Below are 21867 nucleotides of genomic sequence, written 5' to 3'. Positions count from 1 at the left end.
TCCATCTCACGACAGCTTTCTATCGGTCGGTCTAATGCCTCGGCTAAAGTTCGACGTGGTCGCTATCCGGCAGCCACCTGGTGTGCCGCCCGGGACTGCGGTCTCAGGAAAGGATCTCGAGATGAGTCTTCGTCTGAACGGCAAGGTCGCCGTCATCACCGGCGGTTCGACCGGCATTGGTCTCGCGACCGCCAAGGTTTTCGCAGCCGAGGGCGCCAAGGTGTTCGTCACCGGCCGGCGACGGCACGAACTCGACCGCGCGATCGCAGAGATCGGCGAAGGTGCTGTCGGCATTCGAGCCGACTCGGCTGACTTGGCCGACCTTGATCGCCTCTACGAGGAGGTCGGCGCGAACGCGGGCCGCGTCGACGTGCTGTTCGCTAACGCCGGCGGCGGGAGCACGCTACCGTTGGGCGAGATTACCGAGGAGCATGTCGACGATACCTTCGATCGCAACGTCAAGGGCGTGATCTTCACCGTGCAGAAAGCGCTGCCGTTGATGCGCGAGGGCGGCTCGATCATCCTCACCGGGTCGACGGCCGGCTCCGGTGGCACCGCCGCCTTCAGCGTCTACTCGGCCTCCAAGGCGGCAGTTCGCAACCTCGCCCGCAGCTGGGCGATCGACCTGAAAGGCACTGGGATCCGGGTTAACGTCGTGAGCCCGGGTCCGGTCCGGACTCCCGGTCTGGTCGGCCTGGCGGGTGACGACGCCGCACGCCAGCAGGAGCTGCTCGACCATTTCGCCACCCTGATCCCGCTCGGCCGGGTGGGCGAGCCCGAGGAGATCGCCAAGGCGGCACTGTTTCTCGCCTCCCACGATGCAAGCTTCGTGAACGGATCCGAGCTGTTCGCGGATGGCGGGGCGGCGCAAGTCTGACCTCGCGGGCGCCCGGCTGACCTCGCTCCACCCCGGCCGGGTGCCTACCACCACGAGGGAGGGTCCAAGGAAGCAGTTTGAATGGATCGCTCACGCTGGGTAAGTTGGCTCCTAGGACCTGCTATCGTCCTTACCGGGACGATCGCACTTGCTGACCGGCGAACGGAGCCAGACGCGTCGCCGGTCTTCGGCGTGCGTCTCCCTGCAAAATATCGTGAGTGGCCGGTGATCAGCGTCGCTCACGAGGCAGGAAGGCTCGATGACATTCGAGTCGTGCTCGGTAATGATGTCGCCACGCGGGCGTATCGCAGCGGGCACAGGCCTTTTCCGGACGGCGCGATCCTTGTGCGCATTGCCTGGAAGTTAGTGCCCTCTGACCGAAACAACGCGGTCTTCGGCCAGCCGCAATCATTCGTCGCGGGTGATCCAACCAACGTCCAGGTCGAGGTGAAGGACGCTAGTCGGTATGCCCCAACGGGCGGTTGGGGGTACGGCCAGTTCGAACATGGTCGTGCTAACCCAGACGCTTCGCTGATGCGAACGTGCTTCGCGTGTCACGCCAAGCTGCCCGCTCCAGACGACTTCATCTTCACCGCCTACTCGCCGTGAACTTTGTCTCGGAAGCGTTTTTGCCATTGCGACCGCTATCGCGCTCCATTCAACACTCGCTGGCATGTCCCCGGCTGCGCGCGGCTTTGATCACGCCCGGCAGCCTGATCGTGACTACCGTACCAAGACCGGGCTCGCTTTCCAGATTCGCCGACCCTCCGGCCCGTGACGCGAACTCGGCAACCATCGCGAGCTTAATCCCCGAGCCCTCACCGGCTGGTCGGGTCGAGAACCGGCGCTCGAACGCGCGTGCCGCGACGTCTTGCGGCATTCCACAGCCTGTGTCGGCGATGCGAAGGACCGCTTCCGGCATTCCATCCACGCCGAAGCCCTCTCGCGTCACGGTGATCGAGATGCGCCCGCCGGCGGGCATCGCGCGGTTTGCGTTCACGACAATGTTAAGGATCGCCCCATCCAGCGACTCCGGGTGACATTCGACAGCCGGCACGTCCTCGCAGATCAAGTACGTGATCGTAGTCTCGGAGCCACATGCCAAAAGGAGTGTCTCACGAAGCGCCTGAAGCCTCTGAGCGATCGAGATCCGGGCGAGCGAGGAGCAGACAGTTTGGTCGGCATCGACGATAGCACGGCTGAGATGGCTAGCCCGTTCAAGCGAGCCACGTGCGCCGCTGAAAACCGGGTCGAGGACCGCCGACGTGGCACCGATAGCACGGTGAATGAGACTCAAGGCACTGCCCAATACCTGCAAGTGGTTGCACAGATCGTGCGCAACAGCAGACAAATCCTCTCTGTTGCACTGCGACCCGTGAGTGAACATGTTGCTGGCTTGAACCCGATGTTCAACTTTTTCCATGGGGATCTCATGTTAGTCAAACTGACGGACTCGGTTTTATTGAACCGTGAAGAGCGAGACTAGTAAGACGATGTGAGTTAGTAGCTATGCTACATCACATAGGTTCTCCGTGTTATGCGGTGCGGCGTGTCAAAGTCGTAGATCACGACTAGCGAATGCGTATCGATAGTGCACAATGTTGGGGGTAAGGTAAGCTGGCCGTCACGGCCGGTTCTCGTCCTCGACCGGCGCGCCCTGCTCGATGAGCCGCTGGGCGATGTGCCGGTACGGCAGCTGGCAGCTGGTCCAGGGGTGGCGCACCTTGACCGTCGCCGCGCGCCAGAACGCGGTGAGCAGCGCCTGATCACGGACGTACGGGCGCAGCACGTGAAGTGCGAGCCGGACCTCGATCGTGCCCACCGCCTCCTTCGCTGATCGCGCCGTTGCCTCCCGCAGGATCGCCAGCGCCAGGTTGATGAGTGCGTACCGGTGCGCACGCCTGCGCGCACGCTCCTTCCCGAACGGGATCGGCAGCAGCGCAATCATCGGCGAGTGGCAGCGCTTGGGGCATTTCAGCGCATAGTGAGCGGTTCGCCAGTCGGTGTTGCCGCCATTGTTGCGCACCTCGGTGATCAGCGCATCCAGCTCCCAGATCTCGGTCGCCTTGCAGCTCGTACAGGTGACCCTGACCTGGGCCTCGACGCGGTGGAGGTCGGAGAGGGTCTTCGGCGGGCCGACCACGGCGCCTACAGCGGCAGCGCCATCTGTCCCGCGGGCGCGACCTCGACGGGACGCATAATCCGCTCGGCGATGATCGCGCCCAACTCGAGCGCCGCCGCCTCTCGTATCCGCTCGCTCGGCGCGGCAATGCCGATTCTGACCCAACCGGGGGCGGTGAGGACCATGGCAGCGAGGGCGAAGGGCGAGGGCGTGTCCATGACGAACTTGTTCCCTCTTTGATCTGATTCGTCCAGACCCGTCGATGCGATCTGCGGCGAGTTGATGACGGCGGTGTGCTCCCTATCTCTCGGCGGCGTATGCCAACCTCTTCCCCTCTCATTCTAGCGATCGGCGACAGTCTAATCGCCGGCTACGGCTTGGCGGAGACCGACAGCTTCCCGGCCCAGCTCGAGGCCACGCTGCAGGCGACCCACGCCGGAGCGCGCGTGATCAACGCGGGCGTGTCGGGCGACACGACTGCTGACGTCCGCCGCCGCCTGCCCAAGGTGCTGTCGAAGCTTCAGGTGCTTCCCGCGCTCGCGATCGTCCAGGCTGGACCCAACGATGTGCTGAGAAGCGTCCCGCCCGCACAGACCCGCGAGAACCTGTCTGCGATCCTCGTCGAGCTTGGTCGTTGCGGGATGCCGGTGCTGTTGACCACCGTCGAGCCGCCGGCGTTTCTTCGCGACCGCACCCGCGCCTACGCGGGGCTGCACACCGAGGTCGCTGCGGAGCAGGGCGCCGTCACCTGCGGCTTCTTCCCCCCCGGCGTGCTCGGGCACCCTGACATGGTCCTCTGGGACCGGGTCCATCCAAAAGCGCGCGCGATCGCGGCGGTCACGCGGGGCAATGCTGCCGACCGTCGTGCGGCTGCTCGACGGCCCAGTCGCGGCCACCGGATCGCCGGTTTAGCTCCGGAGCGATCCTCTCCAAGACGCCGATGCAGGGTTGCCAGCTAAGGACCGGGGCGCGGCGCTCTAGGGGAGGAGCACGTTCTTAGACTTCGTTCTCTTTACGTTCTGTCCTACAGTGCTGGACTGGGCTAGATGGACGGGCGAAAAGGAGAGGCTTCATGATTCCCCTCGACGCATCACTCTTGCTTGCCGGCGCGGCGTTGGTCACCAGTTTGTCGTCGCTGGTGTGGTCATTTCGGCGGAAGCCGTGACGGGAGAGGCAGGGAAGCATTCGTGACGGCACCGTCCACGATCTCCCCGCCGACGGCCGCCGCTTCATGCAGCGCGCCGAGGTGGCGTTGATCGCTCCGGCGGCGGTCGGCGCGAATAGCCGTTCTGAGATCCTCCACGGCCAGTACGGCTCCTCGGCACCAGCACCTGCCAAAGATCACCCCGATCGCGGAGTCGATTTACGAAAAAGCGACGGGGTGCCTTGGCGGCGAACGGTAACCCCGCGGATGTCGCGCATTAGTAAAGCCCACGCGGCAGCAAAGACTACATGATCCTGGCGGCTCAGTGATTCAGGAGACTTCCAACACGCACTGGATGCGTGACGTCGCGATCAACATGCCGAGTAGAACGCCGTCGCCGTCCGGCTGTACCAGCTTTCCCTCAACAAAGCGTTGGCGGGTGATGCGCTCAGCAAGCTCGCCCAACGTGGCGACGGCGACATCAAGTTCAACCACCTGGGTAGAGCCTAAGAGATGAAAATGAAAATTCGCCATGGATTGCTTAATCGCCGAAAAAGTCTGAAAACGATCTCGATAAAGCGCCCTTTGGTACCAAAATGCTGCTTAAATTTTCGGCGGGCTGCCTGTGCTAGCCGCTGTGATCACTCAACACACTCAGATTTGCTCAGGGACTGACGAAAAACACGATCTAGGATCGTGGCGATTCTGCGCCACTCTTCACCGATCCGGCCTCCCTGGCTCGCCTTGGCCATCACACGCCCAAGCATCAGCTCGCGCTCCACGTAGGCAACAATCTTCCGATAATCCTCCCGGTGTTCCGCCGCTCCGCGGTCGGCCAAAGCCTGAAGCTCGCACAAGTCATGTGGGCCCTTGAGACGGTTGGCGCGGTCGCAAATCACGCGCACGTTTCCGGGCACGTAACCTCTTGATGGCACAATGCGATCGAGCGACGGAGACGCCCCTGTTCGGCGACTCCCAATCTCCAGCCGCACTCCAAAAACCGGGCAAGTCAACGGCAACGTGATCGATCCCCGGGGCAGCGCGAATGTGATGCCGCGCTGTTTGGCGCGCTTGTACGCACGATCCCAGATCGACCGCTCCGGCTGCTCGAGTCGGCGACGGCGAAGGTAGCCCCGCATGTACGCCGCATTGCACTCGCGGCAGACGTCGCGCTTCGTCGGCTTGCCGTGATGAGGACATTCAGGAAAGAGGCTGTTCGAAGAGCTCATGCACCACGCTCCATGCGAGTCGTTGGCGTTATATTGCAATGTTGGTGCTAAAGGTCAACGCAGATGGCGACCGAGGTGGTTACGGGATCTCAGCTTCGCGCAGCTCGCGGCTTGTTGAACATCTCCGTGGCCGAGATTGCCGAGCAGACCGGATTGGCGGTCAACACGGTTCGTAGAGCGGAGGCGACCAATGGACCTGCTCCGGTCACCACTGCCAACATGAACGCTCTCAGGGGCAAGCTTGAGGAGGCGGGAGTGATGTTCATCCCGCCCGATGATCATGGCCCTGGCGTGCGGCTTCGCGCGATTGAGCCATTGCCTTCGCAGGCGCGGCGGCGATCCGGAGGCGGAATCACGCCCGCCTAGCCCCATCGGTCGACCACCCCTAATTTCGGCGTAGCACGACGAACAGCCGTCCTGATTTTGGCCCCGGTTTCGGTTCGGGGGACCCAGACCGGATACCCCCTACTAAGGGGTAAAGCACGCCGTAGGTGCCCCTCCGAACCACTATAGCTCGCGCTCACGAGTTCGATCAAACGATGGGATCCCGCTACCGGCGCGGTAGACGACCACTGTCCCCATGACTCGTCGCCCTCCTATGCGGCCCAGAGGAACATCGCAGGTCGTCTGGACTCTGTGGAATTCCGCCATCCCCTTACGGCAGCAAAACTCGCTTCTTACCCGGATGCGTGACGCTTTTGGGTACCTACCGAATCTGATTGTCGCGGTCTACCCTGTGGGCATTGAGCCGAGTCAGCTTGCGAACGTGAGCGGCCGGCACCCTCACGCCGGTGTCGCGTAGAGGGACCCCATCCGGGATGGCTTCCCCCCTTGCACTTAGGCCCTGGCAGGTCGTATCACAGTCGCGCCTCGCAATGGCTTAGTCACCAGCGCGGGGTGTGCATCACGCACGGAACACGGGTCCGCTCAGTCGGGCGGCCCGCTGAATAAAATAGCCCCGCGAGGGGTGAATATGCGGGGCGTGCCTTCCCCGTGTTCGCGCGTGACTAACCGTCCCGGCGTTGCCGCCGGGCGAGCGCGGGAGAGTCACACAGTGAGGTCAATCATCATCGCCATCTGCGTCGCGGCCATTCCGGCAGCGGCGTTCGCCGCACCCCGGCCGCTCACCCCGGCCGAGAGGCAGATGATACAACACGAAATCCAGTCGGGACTTGCTGATCCGGAGAGCGCGCAGTTCAAGCTCGGGCCGGACCAGACCGGAACGGATGAGTACTGCGGCATCGTGAATGCGAAGAACGCGATGGGCGGATACGTCGGCTTTCGACCATTCAAGGTCTTCGTGGTTCGGGATAAGGCCGGGCGCATCACGAGGGCTCACGACGGCTCAGTTATGAGCGTCCCCTCGGGCGGTAGCGACGATCTGCTGGCCGTGTCCCACTCGATTGCGATCCGGAACTGCAAGAGCGAGGGGTTCACCATCGACTACTAAGGGTTCGCCTCACCCACAACTGAATCCGCCCTGCCGGGATCAGCACGCCGCAACTTGCGCCCTCCTCCACAAGGATGCCCTCAAGGAGCGGCTGCAAGCGAGCATCTGATGAGCTTCGCTGATCCCGAGACCGGCACGTCCAGGATGGGTGCCTGCTAGCCGCCGATCAGGAGGAAGCGAAAGCGTGCCATTAAACACCCTCCCGCTGACGATACCATGCCCCTTTCCATTTCACCTCCTGGACACCGGCTTTTGGGTACCTTCAGGTAAAAGGACGAGTAAGTTCGCCCCGCTACTGCCCAGGCGCCGATTCTCGCGCTACAACAATTCGTTGACGTACTCACCAATGGCCGATCTGCGATCCGACGGTCCGGGTCGTACACAAAAAGCGACCTGATCCGAGCGCTGCGTCGTCAACATAGCCCCCAAGAACACTGGAGAACACGACTTAAATTCGAGGTGTACCAGATCAAACGCACGATTTCAGCGGTTTCACACTGATCCCACATGGTACACGGTCAAAATGATGATTTCTAACGCGCTCTTTGAACATCATGCCAGGTTTTTTCGCGCCGGCCGCTCAAGTGCTGACTTGATACCTCAGCCAGGATGCAGGTTCCAGCTGTAGCTTTTGATTATTGTCGTACAAGCTAGTATCAGAGCTCGTCAATCAAAGTCATAGATACTGGAATCGGCTTCCTGTCCGGTTGCAATTTGAATGTGGAGCGCGATTCTTCGGCAGCGTAGTATCGGTGCGCAGATCAAAGACAATCCGCCGCAGGTTCGGCGAGGGTCGCGCGTGCCGGGTCGCCCAATTTTTCTGTTCCTTGTAGGTCCCACCCTTGGCCGACTTGGGATTACGATCCCTGCTCAGAGCTGCTAGGAACACCCCGGCGGGTCCGCCGAAGCAGAATTCATTCCGCACAAAAAGCTAACTCTGCAGGCCAGCCTATTGACGGCTAATGCGCTCGATTGACGAGCTCGCGGTGCGGGGCGGCAATCAATATCCGCCCGGTCGCACATGCTGTTCGGTGGTGGCAACTTGAGGAGGCGGTCCGCTCAAACGAGCTAAGCGGCAGAACGACTGGCCCATATATAACAGGATCGCACCGTCGTCGTGGCGAACGCTTCAAGGCCTTTCTGAAATTGTCGGTGCTAGCCTGACGCTAGAGGCATCAAGCTGCGCGAGATTGCCGGGCGGATCTCATCCGCGCGCTTATCCCGTGCTTATCCTTTATCAACCGGCAATCTCGCAACCGGCGAGACTGCCGCTAAGTAACTGAAAAAGTGGCGCGAGTGACGGGGCTCGAACCCGCGACCTCCGGCGTGACAGGCCGGCGCTCTAACCAACTGAGCTACACCCGCTTGAGAAAGCGTTGAGGCGCGCCCTCTATGGAAGGGGCTCGGGGGTGTCAACGACGGATTTCGACGCTCGCCCGCGCTCCCGCGGCGGTCGGACGAGCGCGCCGTGCTCGAACAGGAACCCGGCGATGTCGGGCTTGCCCGCACCCGCCGCGATCGTCTGGACGATGATCAGGATCGGCACCGCCAGGAGCGCGCCCAGCGTCCCCCACACCCATCCCCAAAAGCTGATCGAGATGAGGATCAGCACCGGGTTGATCGTCAGCCGATGCCCGACGATCAACGGCGTCACCACGTTCGCCTCGACCAGGTGAATCCCGTACATCGTCGCCGGGGCAGCGAGCGCGGTCCAGATGTCCGAGAAGGTCATCAGCCCACCCACCGCCAGCAGCAGCGCCGCGATGACCGGCCCGAAATAAGGGATGTAGTTGAACAGCGCCACGATGCCGCCCCACATCAGCGGGAACGGCATTCCCAGCAGATGCATCGCGAAGGCGACGATCAGCCCCAGCACGATGTTGATGGCGGTGATCGTGCCGAGATAGGCCGACACGTCGTCCACCACGTCCTGGATCACCCGCGCGGTCGCCATCGCCCCGCCGAAGCTCGACCGCCCGGTGATCGTGCGCTCGCGCATGCCGGACCAGCCGGAAAGGAAGAAGAACACGACGAGGATAGAGTAGAGCGTCTGGATGATCACTCCGGGCGCCGAAGTCGCGGCGAGTTCGAGGATCGAGCTGGGCGGCGCCACCGCGGAGGTCGGCGAGGGACGGACCGGGGTCGACGCGATCTGCCGCATCGCCCGGTTCGCATAATGCTCCAGATTCGAATACAGATCGAGCAGCGGTGCCAGATTGTGCTGGATCCGCCCGATCCGCGTCGGCAGCAGCCGGAAGAACTCGGTCGCCGGCACCACGATCGCGGCGAGCGCGACATTGGCGGCGATCAGGAACAGCAGCACGCAGGTCAGCGCCGCCACTGCCGAGGGGATCCGGCGCCGCTCCAGCCATTCCAGCAACGGGATCAGCGCGATCGCGATGACGATGGCGGCGGCGGTCGGCAGGAAGAACTCGGACCCCGCCGACAGCGCAAACGGCATCCCCACGCACAGCCCGATCCCGGCGATCAGCGTCAACGCCGCCAGCAACCGGTCCCGGCGAAGCACGACGCTCCCGTCCTCCACCGGCTCCGTCGATACTCCCAGATCGGCCACGCATCCTCCTCGCTCGGCCGGCGAACGTAGCGGCTTTCCCGAGCCTTGTAATCCCGGCTAGCAGCGGCGCCATGAGCGAGACGATCCTGGTCATCGACGAGGGCACCACCTCCACCCGCGCGATGCTGTTTGCGGCGGACGGCCGCTGCCTGGCGACCGAACAGACCGAACTGACCCAATCCTATCCGCGCCCCGGCTGGGTCGAGCACGACGCCGCCGAGATCTGGCGCAAGACGCTCTCCGCCGCGGGCGCGATGGTGGCGCAGGCAGGCGGCCCCGCGAACGTCGCCGCGATCGGGATCACCAATCAGCGCGAGACGATCGTCTTCTGGGACAAGGCGACCGGCGAGCCGCTCGCCCCCGCGATCGTCTGGCAGGACCGCCGCACCGCCGAAGATTGCCGCGCGCTTCGCGATGCCGGTCACGAGAGCGCGGTGCAGGCGAAGACCGGCCTGCTGCTCGATCCGTATTTCTCGGCCTCCAAGATCGGCTGGGCGCTGCGCGAATGGCCGCAGTTGCGCGCCGCCGGCGACCGGCTCGCGATCGGCACGGTCGAGAGCTGGCTGGTCTGGAAGCTCACCGGCGCGCACGTCACCGACGCCTCGAACGCCAGCCGCACCAACCTGATGACATTAGCGGGCGGCTGGGACGAGGGATTGTGCGACCTCTTCGGCGTCCCCCGCGCGGCGCTGCCCGAGATCGTCGACTGCGCCGGGCGCTTCGGCGAGACCCGCCAGTTCGGCGACGCCATCGCGATCTGCGGCCTAGCCGGGGACCAGCAGGCCGCGACCGTCGGCCAGGCGTGCCTGAGCATCGGCGACACCAAGGCGACCTTCGGCACCGGCGCGTTCGTGCTGACCCAGTGCGGCACGACCCCGCGGACATCCACCCACCGCCTGCTCTCGACAGTGGCGTGGCAGATCGGCGGCGAGCGGCATTATGCGCTCGAAGGCTCGGTGTTCGTCGCCGGCAGCCTGATCAAATGGCTCCGCGACTCGCTCGGGCTGATCGCCGACGCCCGCGAGACCGCCGCGCTCGCGCGTTCGGTCCCCGACAATGGCGGGGTCTATCTCGTCCCCGCGCTCTCCGGCCTCGGCGCGCCGTGGTGGGAACCGGGAGCCCGCGCCGCGCTCTCCGGCCTCAGCTTCTCGTCCACCAAGGCGCATGTCGTCCGCGCCGCGCTGGAGGCGATGGCGCACCAGGCGCACGATCTGAAGACCGCCTTCGCCGCCGACGGAGCGGACTGGGGCACGCTCAAGGTCGACGGCGGTATGGTCGCCAACGACTGGATGGCGCAGGATCTCGCCGACATGCTCGCGGTGCGCGTCGAGCGGCCCCGCTTCGCCGAGACGACCGCACTCGGCGCCGCGATGCTCGCGGGCGTCGGCTGCGGGCTGTTCCGCGACCTGGCCGAGGCGAGCGCGATGCGTGGCGCGGTTGAGGCGTTCACCTCGAAGCTCGATGACGCGGCGCGCGACACGCGACTCGCGGGCTGGCGAAAGGCGGTTGATGCCGTCCTCGCCTGATTGGGAGGTTGCCGATCTGGGCGGCGCGCGCGTGCTGTTCGTGATGGCGGTCGGCCAGGAATATGGCGCGCACCTCTCGGCGCGCTTCCGCCCGCTCTTCACCGGCGTCGGTCCGATCGAGGCGGCGCTGGAGACCGGCGTCGCCCTCGCATCACTGGCGGAAAAGCCCGACCTCGTCGTCTCCCTCGGCTCCGCCGGCTCGCGCCGCTGCGAACTCGGCACAGTCTGTCAGGTCTCGTCAGTCTCGTGGCGCGACATGGACGCAAGCCGCCTCGGCTTCGACCGCGGCGTCACCCCCTTCCTAGACCGCCCCGCCGTCGAGCCGTTGCCGACCCCCCTCTCGCTCCCGACCGCGACGCTCGCGACCGGCTCCACCATCGTCGGCGGCGACGATTACGACGGCATCGACGCCGACCTCGTGGACATGGAGACCTACGCCGTCCTGCGCGCCTGCCACCGTTTCGGCGTGCCGATGATCGGCCTTCGCGGCGTGTCGGACGGACCCGGCGAGTTAGAGGGGATCGACGGCTGGACCGCGCTCCTCGAGCATCTCGACGAGCGGCTGGCGGTCGCGGTGGACGAACTGGCCAAGGTCCTGAGCGAAGGGTGGCCCACGCCGGCAGAGTGACCGCTCGCTTCCAAGGCCGGAGCCCCGCTATTCCGCAGTCATGGCCGTTCCGGCGCGTTCAGCTTCACCAGTGCGCAAAAGCCGTTCGCCTGCCGCTCCGCCAGCGCGGTCTTCATCATCCGCGCCTGAAACCAGCTGTAGTTCATCGGATTGAGCGGCCCATCCTCGCCGCGCGAAAAAGCCGGGTAGGCGCGATTGAAGAAGGCGACGGCGTCCTCTGCCGGCGGCACCGGGTCGGGCAGATCGTCGGTAAATCCCGTGATGTTCGCGATCCGCTTCGCGACCTGACCATCGGCTCCCGGCTGCAGCGACCAGAATGCGACCCCGATCCGGTTCGCCTCGAGCTCCGAGTCCCAATAGGACAGCCTTTTGTAGCGACCCGAAAGCCCTTGGAGGTAATGCCCCAACTCGTGCGGCACGATGTAGCTGTCGAACATCTCCCGATACATCGCCTCCGGCGCCAGACCGAGCGTGCCCTTCTCCGACCAGGCCGTGATTGCGCCCCGGCTGTCCGCATCGAGGTTCGCCCAGTTGGTTAGATGCACTGTCCGGTCGTCCTCCGAATAATGGACATCGATCGACTTGGCCGGATCGACCGTCACCTTGGGCACGAATGGCGGCGTCACGCCGCACGCCCGCACCGAAGCGACGAAACGGTCGCGGATCGACTCGCCTAGCTGCTGCACGCTCGGCGACGACGGCGCGGGGGCCGTCGCCCCGACGCACCCGATCGCGGCGACGGCGGCGAACGCCCTTACGCTCTTGACCTTACGCAGCATCGTCGATCTCCCGTTGAAAGTCCTCACGCCCGCGGTACCTGTCGCCGGTAGCTCAGCGCCTCCGCGACATGGATGCGCCCCACGCCCTCGCTGCCCGCCAGGTCCGCCACCGTCCGCGCGACCCGCAGGATGCGCGTATAGCCACGCGCCGTCAGCCGCATCGCCTCCGCCGCCTGCGCGAGCAGCTTTCGCCCCGCTTCGTCCGGCGTGGCGATCGCCTCCAGCACGTCGCCGTCCGCCTCGGCGTTGGTCCGCAGGCCCTTCCCCGCGAACCGCTCGCGCTGGAGGCCCCTCGCCTCCGCCACCCGCGCAGCGACCTCGGCAGACCCCTCCGCCGGAGCGGGCAGCACCAGATCGGCGGCGGTCACCGCCTGCACCTCGACGTGGAGGTCGATGCGGTCGAGCAGCGGCCCCGACACCTTCGCCTGATAATCCGCCGCGCATTTCGGCGCGCGCGAGCAGGCCAGCGACGCATCGCCGAGATGGCCGCAGCGGCACGGGTTCATCGCCGCGACCAGCTGAACGCGCGCCGGAAAGGTCACATGCGCGTTCGCCCGCGCCACCGACACCTCCCCTGTCTCCAGCGGCTGGCGCAGCGAATCGAGCACCGCGCGCTGGAACTCGGGGAGCTCGTCGAGGAACAGGACGCCCAGGTGCGCCATCGACACCTCGCCCGGCTTCACCTTCAGCCCGCCCCCGGTCAGCGCCGCCATCGACGCCGAATGGTGCGGCGATCGGAACGGACGAGTCCGCGTCAGCCGCCCGCCGGTGAGCGTGCCGGCGACCGACTGGACCATCGACACCTCCAGCGCCTCGGCGGCGTCGAGCGGCGGCAGGATGCCGGGCAGGCACGACGCCATCAGCGACTTGCCCGCGCCGGGCGGGCCGACCATCAGCAGGTTGTGGCCCCCGGCGGCGGCGATCTCCAAAGCGCGCTTGGCGGTCTCCTGGCCTTTGACCTGCTTGAGGTCCGGCCCCCTGCCCATCGCCTCGACCTCGCCCGAGGCCGGCGCGGCGAGCAGCCCCTGCCCGCGCAGATGGTTCATCAGCGACAGCAGATCGGGCGCGGCGAGCACCTCGACCTGCCCCGCCCACGCGGCTTCGGAGCCCTGCGCCGCCGGGCAAATCAGCCCCTTGCCCTCCTGCCCGGCATGGATCGCCGCCAGCAGCACCCCCGGCGACGGCGCGAGCCGCCCGTCGAGGCTCAGCTCGCCGACCACCACGTACTCCGCCAGCGTCTCGACATCCAGGATGCCCATGGCGCCGAGCAGCGCCAGCGCGATCGGCAGGTCGAAGTGCGATCCTTCCTTGGGAAGGTCGGCCGGTGACAGATTGACCGCGATCCGCTTGGGGGGCAGCGACAGCCCCATGCTCGCGACCGCGCCGCGCACCCGCTCGCGGCTCTCGCTCACTTCCTTGCCGCCCAGCCCGACGACGTTGAAGGCGGGCAGGCCGGGGATCAGCTGCACCTGCACCTCGACCGCACGCGCATCGAGCCCGAGATACGCGACGGACGAGACGATCGAGACCATGATTCCCCCTGGCTGGGCGAACGTTAGCGAGGACATCGGGGGGAACAAACCCCCGACCCCGCTCCTCAGCATGAGGAGGTCGCGCTTGGCCACCGTCTTGCATCGGCAACACACCGGCTCCACATGCACCGGCGTTGACGAACATGGCCCCTTCCTCTATGCGCGCGCCTTCCAGGGCCGTCCCCATCTCCTTCGGAGCTGTGGCGGCCTTTCGTATTTCAGATTCGGGAATGAGCGATGAAGCGGACCTTTCAGCCGAGCAACCTGGTGCGGGCGCGCCGTCACGGCTTCCGCGCGCGGATGGCGACGGTGGGCGGCCGGTCGGTGATCCGGGCGCGCCGCAACCGCGGGCGCAAGAAGCTCAGCGCCTAACCGGTTCGCGAAGCGAAGCGGCCACAAAGATCGTCACCCTGACGAAGCGCCGCGATTTCCTTGCGGCGAATGCGGGGAAGCGCGCGGCAATGCCGGGGTTCGTGCTGCTGGTGCATCCCCGCCGCGATGGCGACCCGGCGATCCGGGTCGGCTTCACCGTCACCAAGAAGATCGGCAACGCGGTCGTGCGCAACCGGATGAAGCGCCGGCTGCGCGCGTTGGCACGCGAACTGCTGCCGACCCTCGGCGTGGCGGGTGCCGATCACGTCCTGATCGGCCGATCGAGCGGGATCGAGCGCGACTATGCGGCGCTTCGCGGCGAACTCGCGAAAGCGCTGGGCAAGGTGGCGCGGTGATCGCGCGCCTCCTCATCCTCGTCGCGCGCGCGTGGCAGCTCGGGCCGTCGGTGATCCTGCCGCCCTCGTGCCGCTACAGCCCCTCGTGTTCGGCCTATGCAATCACCGCGCTTCGCCGCTATGGCGCGGCCAAGGGAAGCTGGCTCGCGGCGAAGCGGATCGCGCGATGCCATCCGTGGGGCGGCCACGGCTACGATCCGGTGCCCTGATGGCGGGGCGAACGACCAACTTGGGGCACCAGTGAGCAACGACAACCGAAACTTCGTGCTGTTCGCGGTGATCGCGGCGCTGATCCTGTTCGGCTGGCCGCTGGTCCAGTCGCGCGTGTTCCCCACCGCCAACCCGCCCGCCACCAAGATGGTCGACGGCAGGAGCAAGCCGGTGGCGAACCCGGGCGCGGACCCGACCGCCGACGGCCCCGTCGCGGTTCGCAACCGCCAGGTCGTCCTCGCCGAGACCCCTCGGGTCCGCATCCAGACCCCGCGGCTTGAGGGTTCGATCAATCTCAAGGGCGCGCGGATCGACGATCTGGTGTTGACCCAGTACAAGGAAACGATCGCCAAGGGCTCGGCGCCGATCCGGCTGCTGTCCCCCGCAGGTTCGCCCGACGCCTATTTCGCCGGTTTCGGCTGGCGCGGCGACGGGCTCCAGGCGCCGTCGCCGGACACCGTCTGGACCGCGTCGGCGCCGGTCCTCTCGCCCGATCGGCCGGTGACGCTCACCGCGGCGAATGCGGCCGGACAGAGGTTCGCGATCGAGCTCACGGTCGACAAGGACTATATGTTCACCGTGCGTCAGACCGTCGCGAACGGCGGCGCGCAGCCGGTCTCGGTCGCCGCCTATGGGCTCGTCAACCGGGTCGGCATTTCCAAGGACCCGGACACCTGGACGATCCATATCGGTCCGATGGCCGCCCATAACGACCGCGCCGATTACGACATTGACTTCAAGACGATCGACAAGGGGACGCAGCGTTTCTCGACCACGGGCGGCTGGCTGGGCTTCGTCGACAAATACTGGCTGACCGCGATGATCCCCGATCAGGCGCGACCGTTCGACGGTCAGTTCCGGCCGGGCGCGAACAAGGCCTATCAGGCCGACTTCTCCGGGGCGGCGCAGCAGCTCGCACCGGGTCAGGCGCTGACCCAGACCACCCGCTTCTTCGCCGGTGCCAAGGAGGTCAACACGCTCGACCGCTACGAGGACCGGCTCGGCATCGCCCACTTCGGCAAGGCAATCGACTGGGGCTGGTTCGAGATCGTCGAGAAGCCGATCTTCAAGTACCTCGACTGGCTGTTCCGCATGATCGGCAACTTCGGCGTCGCGATCATCGTCCTCACCTTCACGATCCGCGGCCTGATGTTCCCGATCGCGCAACGCCAATTCGCCTCGATGGCGAAGATGCGCGCGGTGCAGCCGAAGATGAAGGCGATCCAGGAGCGGCACAAGGACGACAAGGTCCGCCAGCAGCAGGAGATCATGGCGCTTTACAAGGCGGAGAAGGTCAATCCGCTCGCCGGCTGCGCGCCGACGCTGCTCCAAATCCCGGTGTTCTACGCGCTCTACAAGGTGCTGATGCTGACGATCGAGATGCGCCACCAGCCGTTCGCGCTGTGGATCAAGGATTTGTCCGCGCCCGATCCGGCGACGATCCTCAACCTCTTCGGCTATCTCAACTTCACGCCGCCGCACCTGCTCGCGATCGGGGTGATCCCGGTGCTGCTCGGTATCTCAATGTACTTCCAGTTCAAGCTCAACCCGCAGCCGATGGACGACGCGCAGAAGCAGGTCTTCGCGCTGATGCCCTGGGTGCTGATGTTCGTGATGGGCGGGTTCGCGGTGGGCTTGCAGATCTACTGGATCACCTCGAACTGCCTGACGATCCTCCAGCAGCAGCTGCTCTACGCGCGGCATCTCGAGCTGAAGGCGGCTCCGGCAAAGTGACGGACGAAGACATTGAGGCCGCGCGCAAGGTCTTCGCCGGCCCGATTTCGTTCCTGAAGTCGGCTCCCACGCTCAGTTTCCTCCCGGACGCCGACGTGCCCGAGGTGGCGTTCGCCGGCCGCTCGAACGTCGGCAAGTCGTCGCTCCTCAACGCGCTGACCGGCCGCAAAGCGCTCGCCCGCACCTCCGTGACGCCAGGGCGGACGCAGGAGCTCAACTTCTTCGACGTCGGCGAGCCGCTCCGCTTTCGCCTCGTCGACATGCCCGGCTACGGCTTCGCCAAGGCGCCCAAGGACATGGTCAAGCGGTGGCGCTTCCTGATTAACGATTTCCTGCGCGGGCGGCAGGCGCTCAAGCGCACGCTGGTGCTGATCGACAGCCGTCACGGCATCAAGGATGTGGACCGCGAGATCATGGCGATGCTCGATACGGCGGCGGTGAGCTACCGGCTCGTCCTGACCAAGGCCGACAAGATCAAGGCAACCGACCTCGCCGAAGTGACCTCGCGGACCGCCGAGGAGGCGCGCAAGCGCCCCGCCGCCCACCCCGAGATCATCGCCACCTCCAGCGAAGGCGGCCTGGGCATCCCCGAGCTCCGGGCGGCAGTGCTGGACGCGATCGGCTGAGACGGCGGCTGCCCACGCCGCCGACGCGATCTTTCCCCTCGTCGGTCAGAAGACGACGTGGACCTCGCCGCCGATGACCCGCGGCTCGCTGATCATCCCGGTAAGATTGTTGAAGTCGATTGCCGAGATCGCCCGGTACTGGTTGGTGATGTTGCGCGCGAACGCGCCGACCTCGATCCCGCTCGGCATCCGCCACGCCAGCTTCAGCCCGCCCTCGAGCTGCGGGCGGCCGCGGAATTCGGCGGCGTCGTAGAGGAAATAGTTGATCTCGCTGCGATACGCCCAGTCGGTATAGGCGTAGATCTCGCCCCCGCCGATCGGCACGCCGTAGCGCACCGTCCAGTTGGCGACCCAGCGCGGTGCCTGGGGCAGCCGGTTGCCGTCGATCAGCACCCGCGTCGCCCCGTCGGAATCGAGAACGGTCGGGTCAAGGATAGTGCAGGTCGCGCACAGGCCGACGCGCAACGACGGATCGTGGATCTGGGTAAAGTTGTAGCTTCCCGAGGCGGTGATCGCGAGTTCCGGCGTCGGCCGCGCCTCGATCTCGGCCTCGGCACCATAGCCGATCGCATGGTCGGCGCTCAGCAGCCGCGCCGAGTTCGACGCGCCGCCGACCGCGGTCAGCTGGAGGTCGTCGGTGCGATACCAATAGCCGTCCACCGCGAAGTTGAGCCTGCGGTCGAAGGTCGTCCCCTTGATCCCGCCCTCACCCGAAATGGTGGTCTGCTTGGGCGCGGTGGTCTGGCGGCTGCCGAAGGTCACACGGTCCTGGATCGCGGGACCCTGATACCCCGTCGCCGCGCGCGCATAGAGGTTGACCTCGGGCGTCACCGCATAGGTGGCGCTCGCGTCCCAGGTCACCTCGCCACCCTTCACCCGCGCCTGCACCGGCAGCTGATAACCGAACAGATTGGGCGAATAGCCGCTGACCCGATCGTATTTATTGTCATGCGAGTAGCGCAGACCGCCCCGCAACGTCAGATCGCCGATCGTGTAGTCGAGCGAGGCAAAGACCCCGTAGTTTTCGTTGCGATTATTGTGGAAGATGTCCTGGTTGTTATCGGCGGCCCGGTCGCCGGTTGCGGCGGCGTAATTATACTCGTGATAGGTCAGTTGCTGGTTGAAGTAATAGACGCCGGCCTGGACGATGAACCCACCGAAGCTGTCGGAGGCGAAGCGGAACTCCTGGCTCAGCTCGGTCGGGCGCGTCAGCCCTCCCGTGTTGGACGGGAACAGGCCGACGTTCAGCGTGCCGATCGTACAGCCGGGAATGAAGGCGTAGCAATTGCCGCCGTCGATATCGCCGGTCGACTCGACCTTTGCATGCTCCAGCCCGAACACCGAGTAGAAGGTGCCGAGCCCGTCCTCGTGGTGGTCGATCCGCAGGTTGACCCCCAACTGCGTCATGCTCTGGCTGGTATAGCCGTCGAGCGCGACCTCGCGCGGGTCGAAGCCGGCGTTGAACTCGTTGCTGCCGGGTTCGAACAGCCCGGCGCGGAAGACGCGCGGCGTTCCGTCGAGATCGCGGACGTGGACGCCGAGCAGCGCGTTCCAGTCGCCGCCCGAATAGCCGAGCTGGAATCGACCGGCGGCGTCGCGATACCCCTCGAGGTTCCGGTTCGCGACGCCGGTCGTCGAAGTGTTGTGGACGTAATCGTCACGCCGCTGGAGCAGCCCGGACGCGCGGAACGCGAAGCCGTTGCCGAGCGGCAGGTTGACCGCGGCATCGGTATTGACCGTGTTGAACGTGCCCCAGCTCGCGTTGAGGTGGCCGGAGACCTCGGTGTCCGTCGGCTTGGCGGAGTCGAGCTTGATCACGCCCGCCGGGGTGTTTCGCCCGAACAGCGTTCCCTGCGGCCCGCGCAGCACCTGGACGGTCTGTAGGTCGAACACCGGGAACGCCTTGAGCATCGGATTCTCGAGCGCGACGTCGTCGAGCACGACCGAGACCGGCTGCTGCGCGTTAGGGTCGAAGTCCGTGTTGCCGAGGCCGCGGATGTAGAAGCGCGGGAAGGTCCGCCCGAACGATGATTCGGCTTGGAGGCTCGGCACGCGCGCCGCGAGGAACCGGATGTCGAGGCCGGACGAGTTGATGACGTCCAGCTTCTCGCCCGAAATGGCCGTGACCGCGACCGGCACGTCCTTGGCCAGCTGCTGACGGCGCAAGGCGGTAACGACGATATCGCCCGGCTGATCGCTCTCTGCGGCAGCCGGCGCGGGCTGCGCGATCTCGGCGTCGCTCGCGCTGATCGTCTGGGAGGCCGCCGGAACCGCGGTCAGCATGGCCAGCGCGCTGCTGGTCAGGACAAGTTTCGTCATCGCGCGCATCGCGGCATCCCCCCGTTCGGATTGGTCTCAGGCCCTCACCCGGCAGCGCGCGCCCTCTCCCCCGAAGCGCTGCGCCGCCTTCCCCATCGGGCCGGACCGGCTCGGTCGCAACCGATTCGTCACAGCCGCGTCACGAAGCCGACACGCAGTGACTTCGCGGTCACAGTCCCGGCGCACCGATCGCGCATTCGGTCGGAAGCTCAGACGCTTGCCGGGCTGGTCCATAAAGAGGGCGGCGGCTCTTACGGATGGACGCTCGCCGGCAGCGCGCTCGGCAGCGGCCGCGGCAGCCGGCCGAGCGGCGCGTCGAGGGTGGCGAGATCAGCGCGTCCGCAAAGGGTTCGCGTCACATCGGGCAGCGCCGCCTCTTCGGCGTCGTCCTGCGGCCTGGGCAGTTGCGCGCGCACTGCGGTCGGAACGGCGACCGTCAGCAGCGCGGCGGCGAGCGAACCGCCCGGCACCGTCCTCGCCCCCTCATCGCACTCTCCCGCGGCCCCATCGCGTTATCATCCGGCGATCGCGGGCTCGTCCAGCGGCTTGCGGCTCGACTCCCGCCGTTCCGCTCGCCAAGGACGGCGGCATGAAGCTCATCATCGGCAACAAGGCCTATTCCTCCTGGTCGCTTCGCGGCTGGCTCGCCTGTCGGCACTCGGGGCTGCCGTTCGAGGAAGTCGTGGTCCCGCTCTACGACGAGGAATGGGAACACCGGCGCGAGGGGGCGGAGTTCGCGCCCTCTTCGGGCAAGGTCCCGATCCTCTGGGACGGCGATGTCGTCGCCTGGGACAGCCTGGCGATTATCGAGTTCCTCGCCGACCGGGTGGGCCGCGACCGCTTCTGGCCGGCGGATGAGGCGGCACGCGCGACGGCGCGGTCGGTGGCCGCGGAAATGCATTCCAGCTTCACCGCGCTCCGCCGCAAGCATTCGATGAACATCCGTCAGGTGTTCGCCGCGACGCCGCCTGACGACGACGTGATCGCGGACCTCACCCGGATCATGCAGCTCTGGGCGGACGCGCGGGCGCGCTGGGGCGGGCGCGGCGATTTCCTGTTCGGCGAGTTCGGGGCCGCCGACATCATGTTCGCGCCGGTCTGCACCCGGATCGTCACCTATTCGCTCCCCGTCCCGCGCTTCGCCCAGGCCTATATCGCCGCCGTCCTCCAGCATCCCTTCCTGCAAGACTGGATCGCCGGCGCGCAGGAGGAGGACTGGGTCATCGAACAGTTCGAGCAGCCGGCGAGCGCCGTGTGACCGATCCGCTCGCGCTCGCGACCGCGCTGATCGCCTGTTCCAGCGTGACGCCGGCGCGGGGGGCGGTGTTCGACGTGCTAGAGGCGGCGCTCATCCCGCTGGGCTTCACGACCCGGCGGTTCGTCGAGGGCGAGCCGCCCGACGGCCCGGTCGAGAACCTGCTCGCGGTGCGCGGCGGCGACGGCCCGCACCTCGCCTTCGCCGGGCATGTCGACGTCGTCCCGCCGGGCGAGGGCTGGACCGCCGACGCCTTCGCCCCGGAAGTGCGCGACGGACTCCTCTACGGCCGCGGTGCGGTCGACATGAAGGGCGCGGTCGCCGCCTTCGTCGCCGCCGCCGCGCGCGAGCCGGACGCCGCGATGAGCCTGATCGTCACGGGTGACGAAGAAGGCCCGGCGACCTTCGGCACCCAGGCGCTGATCGCGCGGATGGCCGATCTCGGGGTCGCGCCCGACCTCTGCCTGGTCGGCGAGCCGACGTCGGATCAGCGCTTCGGCGACACGATCAAGATCGGCCGTCGCGGCTCGACCAACATCTGGATCGACGTCCCGGGCCGACAGGGCCACGTCGCGTACCCCCGGCTCGCCGACAATCCGATCCGCAGGTTGATCGCAGCGCTCGCCGAGATCGACGCGGTCGTGCTCGACGACGGGACCGAGTGGTTCCAGCCGTCCAACATCGAGGTCACCGATCTCACCGTCGGCAATCCGGCGACCAACGTCATCCCGGCGAAGGCGTCGGCGCGGCTGAGCATTCGATTCAACGACCGGCATCGCGGCGCGGACCTGATCGCGCGAGTCGAGGGAATCGTGCATCGCCACGCGCCCGCCGCGACCGTCCGTGGGCGCGTGTACGGAGAGGCGTTCGTGACCGCGCCCGGCGTGCTTTCGACGATCGTCGCGGATGCGATCACCGCCCGCCTCGGTCAGCCGCCCGCGCTGTCCACCACCGGCGGCACCTCCGACGCGCGCTTCCTGTCGAGGCTCTGCCCGACCGTCGAGTTCGGCCTGGTGAATGCGACGATGCACAAGGTCGACGAGGCGGTGGCGGTCGCGGACCTCTACGCGCTCGCCGACATCTACGCCGACGTCATCCGGCGTGTGGCCCTGAGCGGCTGACGCCGGGCGATC

24 protein-coding genes and 1 tRNA gene are annotated in these 21867 nt (G+C 66.4%); 14 read left to right on the top strand and 11 right to left on the bottom strand.

What is annotated here, in order from left to right; all coding sequences use genetic code 11:
• The first annotated feature begins 121 nt into the window (after window positions 1–121).
• Complete coding sequence (locus tag AC4GYY_RS01325; protein WP_491119266.1) at window positions 122–877, top strand: SDR family NAD(P)-dependent oxidoreductase; 756 nt, start codon at window positions 122–124, stop codon at window positions 875–877.
• 81 nt (window positions 878–958) lie between these two features.
• On the top strand, window positions 959–1486 hold the full coding sequence (locus AC4GYY_RS01320; protein ID WP_491118065.1) for a cytochrome P460 family protein: 528 nt from the start codon (window positions 959–961) through the stop codon (window positions 1484–1486).
• Window positions 1487–1535: 49 nt separating this feature from the next.
• Here the strand turns inward: AC4GYY_RS01320 and AC4GYY_RS01315 are convergent, their stop codons facing one another.
• From AC4GYY_RS01315 to AC4GYY_RS01305, 3 genes are all read right to left on the bottom strand, one after another.
• Entirely contained in the window at window positions 1536–2300 is a 765-nt protein-coding gene (locus tag AC4GYY_RS01315) for a sensor histidine kinase (RefSeq protein WP_491118063.1), read from the bottom strand.
• A gap of 201 nt (window positions 2301–2501) precedes the next feature.
• The gene (locus AC4GYY_RS01310) at window positions 2502–3020 is read right to left on the bottom strand and encodes a hypothetical protein (protein ID WP_491118061.1); all 519 of its coding nucleotides are present in this window, start codon (window positions 3018–3020) and stop codon (window positions 2502–2504) included.
• A gap of 5 nt (window positions 3021–3025) precedes the next feature.
• A complete protein-coding gene (locus tag AC4GYY_RS01305; RefSeq protein WP_491118059.1) occupies window positions 3026–3217 on the bottom strand; it encodes a DUF6771 family protein in 192 nt (63 codons plus the stop codon).
• A gap of 99 nt (window positions 3218–3316) precedes the next feature.
• Here AC4GYY_RS01305 and AC4GYY_RS01300 point away from each other — a divergent pair, with 99 nt between their 5' ends.
• On the top strand, window positions 3317–3958 hold the full coding sequence (locus tag AC4GYY_RS01300; RefSeq protein ID WP_491118057.1) for a GDSL-type esterase/lipase family protein: 642 nt from the start codon (window positions 3317–3319) through the stop codon (window positions 3956–3958).
• Between the two features lie 515 nt (window positions 3959–4473).
• Here the strand turns inward: AC4GYY_RS01300 and AC4GYY_RS01295 are convergent.
• Window positions 4474–4677 (bottom strand): hypothetical protein, encoded by a 204-nt coding sequence (locus tag AC4GYY_RS01295; protein WP_491118055.1) that lies wholly within the window; start codon window positions 4675–4677, stop codon window positions 4474–4476.
• A 107-nt stretch (window positions 4678–4784) separates the two neighbouring features.
• Window positions 4785–5372 (bottom strand): hypothetical protein, encoded by a 588-nt coding sequence (locus AC4GYY_RS01290; RefSeq protein WP_491118053.1) that lies wholly within the window; start codon window positions 5370–5372, stop codon window positions 4785–4787.
• 63 nt (window positions 5373–5435) lie between these two features.
• Here AC4GYY_RS01290 and AC4GYY_RS01285 point away from each other — a divergent pair, with 63 nt between their 5' ends.
• Together AC4GYY_RS01285 and AC4GYY_RS01280 are read left to right on the top strand one after the other, a co-directional pair.
• The gene (locus AC4GYY_RS01285; protein ID WP_491118051.1) at window positions 5436–5738 is read left to right on the top strand and encodes a helix-turn-helix domain-containing protein; all 303 of its coding nucleotides are present in this window, start codon (window positions 5436–5438) and stop codon (window positions 5736–5738) included.
• Between the two features lie 688 nt (window positions 5739–6426).
• The gene (locus AC4GYY_RS01280; protein WP_491118049.1) at window positions 6427–6822 is read left to right on the top strand and encodes a hypothetical protein; all 396 of its coding nucleotides are present in this window, start codon (window positions 6427–6429) and stop codon (window positions 6820–6822) included.
• A gap of 1288 nt (window positions 6823–8110) precedes the next feature.
• Here the strand turns inward: AC4GYY_RS01280 and AC4GYY_RS01275 are convergent.
• Window positions 8111–8187, bottom strand: a tRNA-Asp gene (locus AC4GYY_RS01275).
• Window positions 8188–8212: 25 nt separating this feature from the next.
• Window positions 8213–9397 (bottom strand): AI-2E family transporter, encoded by a 1185-nt coding sequence (locus tag AC4GYY_RS01270; RefSeq protein ID WP_491118047.1) that lies wholly within the window; start codon window positions 9395–9397, stop codon window positions 8213–8215.
• Between the two features lie 71 nt (window positions 9398–9468).
• Between AC4GYY_RS01270 and AC4GYY_RS01265 the strand changes: the two genes are divergently transcribed.
• Both AC4GYY_RS01265 and AC4GYY_RS01260 read left to right on the top strand, forming a co-directional pair.
• Window positions 9469–10923: an FGGY family carbohydrate kinase gene (locus AC4GYY_RS01265; protein WP_491118045.1), complete on the top strand. Its 1455-nt coding sequence runs from the start codon at window positions 9469–9471 to the stop codon at window positions 10921–10923.
• Window positions 10907–11551 (top strand): 5'-methylthioadenosine/S-adenosylhomocysteine nucleosidase, encoded by a 645-nt coding sequence (locus AC4GYY_RS01260; RefSeq protein ID WP_491118043.1) that lies wholly within the window; start codon window positions 10907–10909, stop codon window positions 11549–11551. Before AC4GYY_RS01265 ends, AC4GYY_RS01260 begins: the two co-directional genes overlap by 17 nt.
• 38 nt (window positions 11552–11589) lie before the next feature.
• Here the strand turns inward: AC4GYY_RS01260 and AC4GYY_RS01255 are convergent, their stop codons facing one another.
• Complete coding sequence (locus tag AC4GYY_RS01255; protein WP_491118041.1) at window positions 11590–12330, bottom strand: hypothetical protein; 741 nt, start codon at window positions 12328–12330, stop codon at window positions 11590–11592.
• A gap of 23 nt (window positions 12331–12353) precedes the next feature.
• Window positions 12354–13862 carry a YifB family Mg chelatase-like AAA ATPase gene (locus AC4GYY_RS01250; RefSeq protein WP_491118039.1) on the bottom strand — a complete coding sequence of 503 codons (1509 nt, stop codon included), beginning with the start codon at window positions 13860–13862 and terminating at the stop codon, window positions 12354–12356.
• A gap of 237 nt (window positions 13863–14099) precedes the next feature.
• Between AC4GYY_RS01250 and rpmH the strand changes: the two genes are divergently transcribed.
• The 5 genes from rpmH to yihA all read left to right on the top strand — a co-directional run bounded on the left by rpmH (window position 14100) and on the right by yihA (window position 17160).
• The gene (gene rpmH / locus AC4GYY_RS01245; protein ID WP_174292372.1) at window positions 14100–14234 is read left to right on the top strand and encodes a 50S ribosomal protein L34; all 135 of its coding nucleotides are present in this window, start codon (window positions 14100–14102) and stop codon (window positions 14232–14234) included.
• An 89-nt stretch (window positions 14235–14323) separates the two neighbouring features.
• Window positions 14324–14590 (top strand): ribonuclease P protein component, encoded by a 267-nt coding sequence (gene rnpA, locus AC4GYY_RS01240; RefSeq protein WP_491118037.1) that lies wholly within the window; start codon window positions 14324–14326, stop codon window positions 14588–14590.
• Entirely contained in the window at window positions 14587–14799 is a 213-nt protein-coding gene (yidD, locus tag AC4GYY_RS01235) for a membrane protein insertion efficiency factor YidD (protein WP_491118035.1), read from the top strand. Before rnpA ends, yidD begins: the two co-directional genes overlap by 4 nt.
• Before the next feature lie 31 nt (window positions 14800–14830).
• Window positions 14831–16534 carry a membrane protein insertase YidC gene (gene yidC / locus AC4GYY_RS01230; protein ID WP_491118033.1) on the top strand — a complete coding sequence of 568 codons (1704 nt, stop codon included), beginning with the start codon at window positions 14831–14833 and terminating at the stop codon, window positions 16532–16534.
• Window positions 16531–17160: a ribosome biogenesis GTP-binding protein YihA/YsxC gene (gene yihA, locus AC4GYY_RS01225; RefSeq protein WP_491118031.1), complete on the top strand. Its 630-nt coding sequence runs from the start codon at window positions 16531–16533 to the stop codon at window positions 17158–17160. Before yidC ends, yihA begins: the two co-directional genes overlap by 4 nt.
• A 45-nt stretch (window positions 17161–17205) precedes the next feature.
• Here yihA and AC4GYY_RS01220 read toward each other — a convergent pair whose 3' ends face one another.
• On the bottom strand, window positions 17206–19479 hold the full coding sequence (locus AC4GYY_RS01220; protein ID WP_491118029.1) for a TonB-dependent receptor: 2274 nt from the start codon (window positions 19477–19479) through the stop codon (window positions 17206–17208).
• 251 nt (window positions 19480–19730) lie between these two features.
• Entirely contained in the window at window positions 19731–19949 is a 219-nt protein-coding gene (locus AC4GYY_RS01215) for a hypothetical protein (RefSeq protein ID WP_491118027.1), read from the bottom strand.
• Between the two features lie 119 nt (window positions 19950–20068).
• On the opposite strand from AC4GYY_RS01215, the gene AC4GYY_RS01210 reads away from it, so the two are divergent.
• Window positions 20069–20737, top strand: a complete 669-nt coding sequence (locus AC4GYY_RS01210) for a glutathione S-transferase family protein (RefSeq protein WP_491118025.1) — start codon at window positions 20069–20071, stop codon at window positions 20735–20737.
• Window positions 20734–21855: a succinyl-diaminopimelate desuccinylase gene (gene dapE, locus AC4GYY_RS01205; RefSeq protein ID WP_491118023.1), complete on the top strand. Its 1122-nt coding sequence runs from the start codon at window positions 20734–20736 to the stop codon at window positions 21853–21855. The genes AC4GYY_RS01210 and dapE overlap by 4 nt, the downstream gene beginning before the upstream one ends.
• Window positions 21856–21867 lie beyond the last annotated feature (12 nt).

The sequence above is a fragment of the Sphingomonas sp. SP6 genome, from assembly GCF_058313435.1.
Note: the sequence above shows the minus strand (reverse complement) of the source record. Positions and strands in the feature narration are given on the sequence as shown.